At 74.1% G+C, this 7,531-nt stretch carries 6 protein-coding genes and 1 pseudogene; all 7 read right to left on the bottom strand.

What is annotated here, in order from left to right; genetic code table 11:
- Window positions 1-96: 96 nt before the first annotated feature.
- Complete coding sequence (locus HCJ92_RS20310) at window positions 97-1,830, bottom strand: flavin monoamine oxidase family protein (RefSeq protein WP_167935059.1); 1,734 nt, start codon at window positions 1,828-1,830, stop codon at window positions 97-99.
- 136 nt (window positions 1,831-1,966) lie between these two features.
- Complete coding sequence (locus HCJ92_RS20315) at window positions 1,967-2,785, bottom strand: carbon-nitrogen hydrolase family protein (RefSeq protein ID WP_167935064.1); 819 nt, start codon at window positions 2,783-2,785, stop codon at window positions 1,967-1,969.
- 208 nt (window positions 2,786-2,993) lie between these two features.
- Window positions 2,994-3,449, bottom strand: a complete 456-nt coding sequence (locus tag HCJ92_RS20320; protein WP_167935060.1) for an Lrp/AsnC ligand binding domain-containing protein — start codon at window positions 3,447-3,449, stop codon at window positions 2,994-2,996.
- Window positions 3,450-3,548: 99 nt separating this feature from the next.
- Window positions 3,549-4,988 carry a GuaB1 family IMP dehydrogenase-related protein gene (locus HCJ92_RS20325; RefSeq protein WP_167935061.1) on the bottom strand — a complete coding sequence of 480 codons (1,440 nt, stop codon included), beginning with the start codon at window positions 4,986-4,988 and terminating at the stop codon, window positions 3,549-3,551.
- Window positions 4,989-5,161: 173 nt separating this feature from the next.
- A complete protein-coding gene (locus tag HCJ92_RS20330) occupies window positions 5,162-6,148 on the bottom strand; it encodes a sugar-binding transcriptional regulator (protein ID WP_167935062.1) in 987 nt (328 codons plus the stop codon).
- A gap of 284 nt (window positions 6,149-6,432) precedes the next feature.
- On the bottom strand, window positions 6,433-7,104 hold the full coding sequence (gene rpe, locus HCJ92_RS20335; RefSeq protein WP_167935063.1) for a ribulose-phosphate 3-epimerase: 672 nt from the start codon (window positions 7,102-7,104) through the stop codon (window positions 6,433-6,435).
- 73 nt (window positions 7,105-7,177) lie between these two features.
- Window positions 7,178-7,531 (bottom strand): annotated as a pseudogene (locus HCJ92_RS20340) (hypothetical protein); the annotation flags it as partial.

The following is a 7,531-nucleotide window of genomic DNA, read 5'->3' on the forward strand; positions in this document are numbered from 1 at the left end:
CGTTCCGGGGGGACGCCGCGCGGCGGTGCCGCGCGGACGGTCAGGGCAGTGGGCGGGGCGGGTGCGCGAGCGGTGGCGCACCCGCCCGACGGTCACTCAGTCCTCGGGCAGCGCCACCGGTTCGATGGATTCGTAGACGTCTCCCGGGCCGGGGTTCGAGGAGTCCGTTGCGCCACCGAAGTGGTGCATCACGCCCCACACGGCGTTGAGCGCGGTCTGCACCGCGCCCTCGGCCCAACCTGCGGTCCACGACACGTCGTCACCGGCGAGGAACAGCCCCCGGCGGTCGGCGGGCAGCCGGTCCTGCACGAAGTGGGTGAACAGTCGCCGCTGGTACCGGTAGTGGCCGGGCAGGTTGGCCTTGAAGGCCCCCATGAACCACGGCTCGTCCTCCCAGGAGACCGTGACGGGGTCGCCGATGATGTGGCGCCGTACGTCCACGCCGGGATAGATCTCGCGCAGCGACTTCAGCATGACCTCCAGCCGCTCCGCGGCGCTCAGTGGCAGCCACTTGGAGCTGTCGTCGCACCAGGTGTACGACAGGCACATCGCCGCAGGCCGGTCCGGACCGTTCTCCAGCAGGTAGGTGCCGCGCGTCATCCGGTCGGTCAGCGTCATCGACATGGTGTCCCGACCGGTGGGCCGGCCGTCGGAGCCGATCTCGGGGTCCCGCCAGAAGGGGCGGTCCACCGGGACGAACAGCTTGGAGGACTGCATGTAGTGCGTGCGCTCCACCGCCGTCCAGTGGTCGATGGGGAGCAGCGCCTCGTCGCAGTCGATCTTCGCGAGCAGCAGCCAGGACTGCGCCGTGAAGACCGCGGCGGGGTAGGTGCGCACGGCGCCGGAGGCGTCGGTGACGGTGACGGCCGTGCCGCCGTCGGGTGCGGCGGTGCGGGTCAGCCGGGTCACCGCGGGGCGGGGAGCGCCGCCGTGCAACGACCGGAGCGAGGTGCCGTGCGGCCAGTGGACCGGCTTGGCCGGGGCCCGGTCCCACAACCGCTCCGGCAGCTGCTGGCTGCCACCGACGATGCCGCGGTGGTCGTCGTCCGCGCCGGTGTACACGACCCGCAGGATCTCCAGCACGGAGTTCGGGAAGTCGGTGTCCCAGCCGCCGGTGCCGAAGCCGACCTGCCCGAATATCTCGCGGTGCCGGAAGGAGGAGAAGGCCGGTGAGTCGCAGAGGAAGCCGTAGAAGGTCTGGTTGTCCAGCCGCTCCACCAGCCGTGACCAGATCTCCCGCAGCCGGGGCACGTCGCGGTGGCGGATCGCGTGCTGCACGGCGCTGAAGTCCGCGCCCTCCTCCAGGCAGGTGTTCCACGCATCCATGACAGTCCGGTAGACCTCCGGGAGGTCGTCCAGCGTGCGGGCGTAGTGGGCCCGGCCCTTGAGGTCCACGACCGTCGAGGGGGTCGCGGGCGCCAGTGGGTTGGGGAACGGCTCCGTCCGCAACCCGGCGAGCCGGATGTAGTGCGCGAGCGCCGTGGAACTCGGCGGGAACCGCATCGCCCCCATCTCCGCGGTCAGTTCCGGCGGGCAGCCGGGGAAGGTGTCGGTGCGCAGCCGCCCGCCGATGCGGTCCGCCTCGTAGACGACGGGGCGCAGCCCCATGCGCATCAGCTCGTGGGCGGCGACGATCCCGGAGAGGCCGCCGCCGATGACGGCGACCTCCCGGCCGTGGGCGGTGGCGGGGACCTGCCCGATCCCCGCGGGGTGGGCGAGGTAGTCGTCGTAGGCGAACGGGAAGTCCGGGCCGAACATCGTCAGCGGCGGCTGGTCCGCCGCGGTGGCGTGCTGGTCGTCGTGGGCGGCGGTGGGCACCGTGGAGGTCATGCGCGGCTCTCCTGGCACAGGCGGGGCGGGCGGGGCGGTGGACATGGGCGTGGCGATGCGCCGCCACCCCGGGGCGGGACGCGGCTCGGGCGGTCGGGCGGTCGTCCGGCGGGCGTGGTATCGCGCCGGGCGGCGGTCAGCCGGGGTGCCGCCGGGGAGGTGCGTAGAGTTCGGGCCGCCGGTCGGCGAGGTACGGGTTCCGCGCACGGGAAGCGCTCAGGAGTACGGGGTCGACCGTGGCGAGGAGCAGCTCCGGGCCCGCCCCGGCGCGGGCCGGGGCGGTGCCGTCCGGCGCGGCGAGAACGCTGAGACCGGTGAACTCCAGGTCGCCCTCGCCGCCGCAGCGGTTGGCGTAGGCGATGTAGAGCTGGTTCTCCCAGGCGCGCGTCGGCACCAGGGCGTCGGCCACGAACCCGTACGGGCTCATCAACGCCGTGGGCACCAGCAGCAGGTCGGTGCCGGCCAGGGCGTGGGCGCGTACCGTCTCGGGGAACTCCACGTCATAGCAGATGAGGAGACCGACGGAGAGGCCGTCGAGCTCCGCCCGGACCACCGGCTCCTCGCCGGGGGTGAACGCCCCGCGTTCGAAGTCGCCGTAGAGGTGCGTCTTGCGGTAGGTCGCCAGCGCCCGGCCGTCCGCCCCGGTGAGCCGGACGGAGTTGTGGACGGTCCCGTCGTCCGGGTCGAGCTCGGGGAAACCGTGGACGACGGCGATCCTGTACTCGGCCGCCGCCTCGGCCACCACCGCGGCGGACGGACCGTCGGCGGTCTCGGCGCGGGCCCTCACCTCGTCCCCGAGTGCGTACCCCGTGAGGGAGAGTTCGGGGGTGACCAGCAGGCGGGCGCCGCCGGCGGCGGCGCGGGCGATCGCCTCCCGGAGCGCGGCGGCGCCCGCGGCGTTGTCGACCGGGGTACCGGACGGGCCCTGGAGCAGGGCGATGCGCAGCGGCGTCAGCGGCGACGTCAAGGCGACCTCACGGAGCGGGTGTCGGCGTGTGGGGGGTACACCAAGGACGGTACGGCCCGGCGCTGACCTGCGACAAGACACGTCTGCCACACCCCGTGCGGCGATCTGTTGCGTCTCGGCCCGCCCGGCCGGCGATTCGTTGCGCCATCGCTCACGGGGACCCCGACACACCCGGGCCCCCACCGGTCGTCGAACGTCAGCCGGGCGGGCCCGAGGTGTGGCGTCGCAGCAGCGGGGAGAGCACCAGCACGGACTTGGTGCGTTCGACGAACGGCTCCCCCGCGATGCGTTCCAGTACCTGCTCGAAGTGCCGCATGTCGGCGGCGAGCACCTGGACGACGGCGTCGGCCTCACCGGTGACGGTGGAGGCCGAGACCACCTCCGGGTAGCGGGCCAGCGCCTGCCGGATGTCCTCGGGGGCGGTCCGGGAGCGGCAGAACATCTCGATCATGCCCTCCGTCCGCCACCCGAGCGCGGCCGGGTCGACGGTGACGGTGAACCCGGTGATGGCCCCCTCGCCCCGCAGCCGGTCCACGCGCCGCTTGACGGCGGGGGCGGAGAGGCCCACCTCGGCCCCGATGTCGGCGTAGGAGCGCCGGGCGTCCTCGGCCAGCGCGTGGACGATCCGCTCGTCCAGTCCGTTCAGTCGCACCCCGGCAGTACACCACGACGGACGCACGGCGGGCTCCGTGCGTGCCGCGGTCCTGTCACCGCCGGCCGGCGGTGACAGCCGCCGGCCGGGCCGGGCGGATCACTGCCAGCTGGCGTGCAGCGGCTTGCCCTCCGCGTAGCCGGAGGCGGACTGGACGCCGACGACCGCGCGCTCCCGGAACTCCTCCAGCGAGGAGGCGCCCGCGTAGGTGCAGGCGGACCGCACCCCGGCGATGATGGAGTCGATCAGGTCCTCCACACCGGGCCGCGCGGGGTCCAGGAACATCCGCGAGGTGGAGATGCCCTCCTCGAAGAGCGCCTTGCGCGCCCGGTCGTAGGAGGACTCCTCGGACGTCCGGTTGCGGACGGCGCGCGCCGAGGCCATCCCGAAGCTCTCCTTGTACAACCGCCCGTCGGCGGCCTGCAGCATGTCGCCGGGCGACTCGTGCGTGCCCGCGAACCAGGAGCCGATCATCACGTTGGAGGCCCCGGCCGCCAGCGCCATGGCGACGTCCCGCGGGTGGCGCACGCCACCGTCCGCCCAGACGTGGCGCCCCAGCCGACGGGCCTCGGCGGCGCACTCCAGCACGGCGGAGAACTGCGGCCGTCCGACGCCGGTCATCATGCGGGTGGTGCACATCGCACCCGGACCCACCCCGACCTTGATGATGTCGGCCCCGGCCTCCACGAGGTCGCGGACCCCCTCGGCGGAGACGATGTTGCCGGCGACCACCGGGACGGACGGGTTCAGCGACCGCACCGCGGCCAGCGCCGAGATCATCGACTCCTGGTGACCGTGGGCGGTGTCGACCACGATGGCGTCGGTGCCCGCCTCCAGCAGTGCCGCCGCACGGCCGGCCACGTCACCGTTGACGCCGACGGCGGCTGCCACCCGCAGCCGCCCCGCGTCGTCGGTGGCGGGGGTGTACAGGGTGGCGCGCAGCGCCCCCCGGCGGTTGAGGATGCCGACCAAGCGGCCGTGTCCGTCGACCGCGGGCGCGATCCTGCGGTGCGCGGCGTCGAGCTGGTTGAACGCCTCGCGCGGGTCGAGCGCCGCATCGATGAGGAGCAGGTCGCGGGACATCACCTCGGAGAGCCGGGTGAACCGGTCCACCCCCGCGAGGTCGTGGTCGGTGACGATCCCGACGGGCTTCCCGTCGGCGACGACGACCGCGGCGCCGTGTGCGCGCTTGGGCAGCAGCGACAGCGCCTCGGCCACGGTCTGCGTGGGGGCCAGCGTGATCGGGGTGTCCAGCACCAGGTGGCGGCGCTTGACCCAGGCGATGACGTCGGCGACCACGTCGATCGGGATGTCCTGCGGGATGACGGTCAGCCCGCCGCGCCGGGCCACGGTCTCCGCCATCCGCCGCCCGGCGACGGCGGTCATGTTGGCGACGACCAGCGGCACGGTGGTGCCGGTCCCGTCGGGGGTGGCGAGGTCCACGGACTGGCGCGACCCCACTGCGGAGCGCGAGGGCACCATGAAGACGTCGTCGTAGGTCAGGTCGTACGGCGGCACGGTGTCGTTGAGAAATCGCATGCTGGGCTCTCTCACCTGCGGTCGGGTGTTCTCTCTGCGGGTGGGAGGCCGGTGCCGGCCGCTGCGGGTACGCCGCTCGGGGCGGGCCGGACTGCCGTGGCTCCTACATCAGTATCCCAGGCCGCGCGGGCGTACGGGAAACCGGCGCCCCTCCGGCTGCCGGCCGCCTCGTCTCAGGGCCGGTCCGGGTCCACCCGCTCCAGCGCCGGCCGGCTGCCGGGCGCGGTGCCGAGCAGCTGGTCGGCGGCGGCGGTGTCGGTGACGAGGCTGGTGACCAGCCCGGACCGCAGCACCGCGGCGATGGCCTCAGCCTTGCGGCTGCCGCCCGCGATGGCGACCACCTCGGGCACCCGGCGCAGCCGGTCGGCCTCGACGGTGATGCAGCGTTCGCCGAGGTCCCGGCCGATGCGGCGCCCCTCGCTGTCGAAGAGGTGGGCGGACATCTCCGCGGCGACGCCCAGCGAGGCGTAGTGGGCGCGCTCCTCGGCGCTGAGCATGTCGTGCACGGTGGAGATGCCCGGCTCCCAGGAACCGATGGACACGGCGGCGACGGTGACGCGGTCGAAGTACTCGAAGGCGGCGGCGATCGCCGACTGGCGGCGGAGCGCGGCGGCGGTCTGCCGGTCGGGCAGCAGCATGGGCGCGTAGATCGGGTGGGCGCTGCCACCGGAGACGGCGGCGGCGCGGCGCACCGCCTCGACCGAACCGCGCTCGGCGGTGCCGGCGTCGTAGACACCGGTCAGCTGCACGACCGTGCACGGGGAGAGCTGCCGCAGCGCGGCTGCCATGTGGATGGTCGAGCGGCCCCAGGCGAGGCCGAGGACGTCGCCCTCGTCCACCAGCTCACCCAGGAGGTCGGCGGCGACCTCACCGAGGTTCTCCGGGTCCGGGGTGTCGTCGGGGGCGTCGGCGGGCGACTCGGCGACCACGACGTGCCGCAGCCCGAACCTGGCGCGCAGCGCGTCCGAGCGGTCCGCGTCCAGCTCGGCCGGGACGCGGATCTCGATCCGCACCAGGTCGTGCTCGACCGCCGACTCCAGCACCCGCGCGACCTTGAAGCGGCTGACCCCGAACTCGTCGGCGATCTGGATCTTGGACTTGCCCTCCAGATAGAAGCGGCGTGCCATCGCCGCCGCCTGCATCAGCTCGGCGGGGCCCATCCGTGTGGCTGACCTTCCGGCCGACACCGCACTCACCTCACAGTCATCCGGCTGGTGCCGCTCGTGTTCCGCTGGTTCCCGGGTCGTTGCGCATCCTCATCCTCGCAGATGTGGCGAGCCCCGCGAGCCCATCGGTGCGGTGCGCACGGGTCGTCAGCCGCGCACCGGTTCCTGGTCGTTCCGCCGTCGCCGGGAGGTCGCCGTGCGGCCTCGGCTTCACCCCCGGCCCGCGGTCGGCCCCGCGGTCGCGCCGCATGACCGGTGCGGGCGGGCGGACCCGCCGGTCAGTGCCGGTGCGGCCCGCTCGCGCGCTCCGCCTGCTCCCGGAGCGCCGCGACGGCGCCGGCCGGGTCGTCGGCGTTGTAGACGGCGGAGCCGGCGACGAAGACGTCCGCCCCGGCCTCGGCGCAGCGTTCGATGGTGGAGGCGGAGACGCCGCCGTCCACCTGGAGCCACATCTCCAGTCCGTGCCGGTCCATCATCCGGCGGGCCCGCCGGATCTTCGGCAGCATGATGTCCAGGAACGCCTGGCCGCCGAAGCCCGGTTCGACGGTCATGATCAGCAGCATGTCCAGCTCGGGGAGCAGGTCCTCGTAGGGCTCGATCGGCGTGGCCGGGCGCAGCGCCATCGAGGCGCGGGCCCCCTGGGCGCGGATCTCACGGGCGAGCCGGACGGGGGCGGCGGCGGCCTCGGCGTGGAAGGTGACCGAGCCCGCGCCGGCCTCGGCGTAGGCGGGGGCCCAGCGGTCGGGCGCCTCGATCATCAGGTGGCAGTCCAGCGGGGTGTCGGTCGCCTTGCGCAGCGACTCCACCACCGGCAGCCCCAGTGTCAGGTTGGGTACGAAGTGGTTGTCCATGACGTCCACGTGGAGCCAGTCGGCGCCGTCCACCGCCCGTGCCTCCTCCGCGAGACGGGCGAAGTCCGCGGACAGGATGGAGGGGTTGATCTGTGCCATGCGGCCAGTATCCCGCACGGCCGGCCGCGGCCGTGCGGCAGGGGCCGCGCAGGGGCCCCTGCCGCCAGCCCGCTCAGGCGGTGCGGCGGAGCAGGGCCAGGTACATGGCGTCGGTGCCGTGCAGGTGCGGCCACAGCTGGACGTCGGGTCCTTCCCCCAGGTCCGGCACGCCCGGCATCAGCGGTCGGGCGTCCACCGGCTCGGCGGGGGTCTCCGCCCGGGTGGCGCGGAGCACGTCCTGCACCACCGCCCGGGTCTCGGCCGGGTGCGGGGAGCAGGTGGCGTAGGCGACGACCCCGCCCGGCCGCACGGCGCGATCCTCTTCCTCAGCCAGTGGGTGCCCTCGCAGCACCGGGCCAAGATCCTCGGCCTCTTCTACCTGGCCCAGCCGCTGACCACCGTCATCGGCGCCCCACTGGCGGGCTGG

Source organism: Streptomyces spiramenti (assembly GCF_012034385.1).
Taxonomy (GTDB): Bacteria; Actinomycetota; Actinomycetes; order Streptomycetales; family Streptomycetaceae; genus Streptomyces; species Streptomyces spiramenti.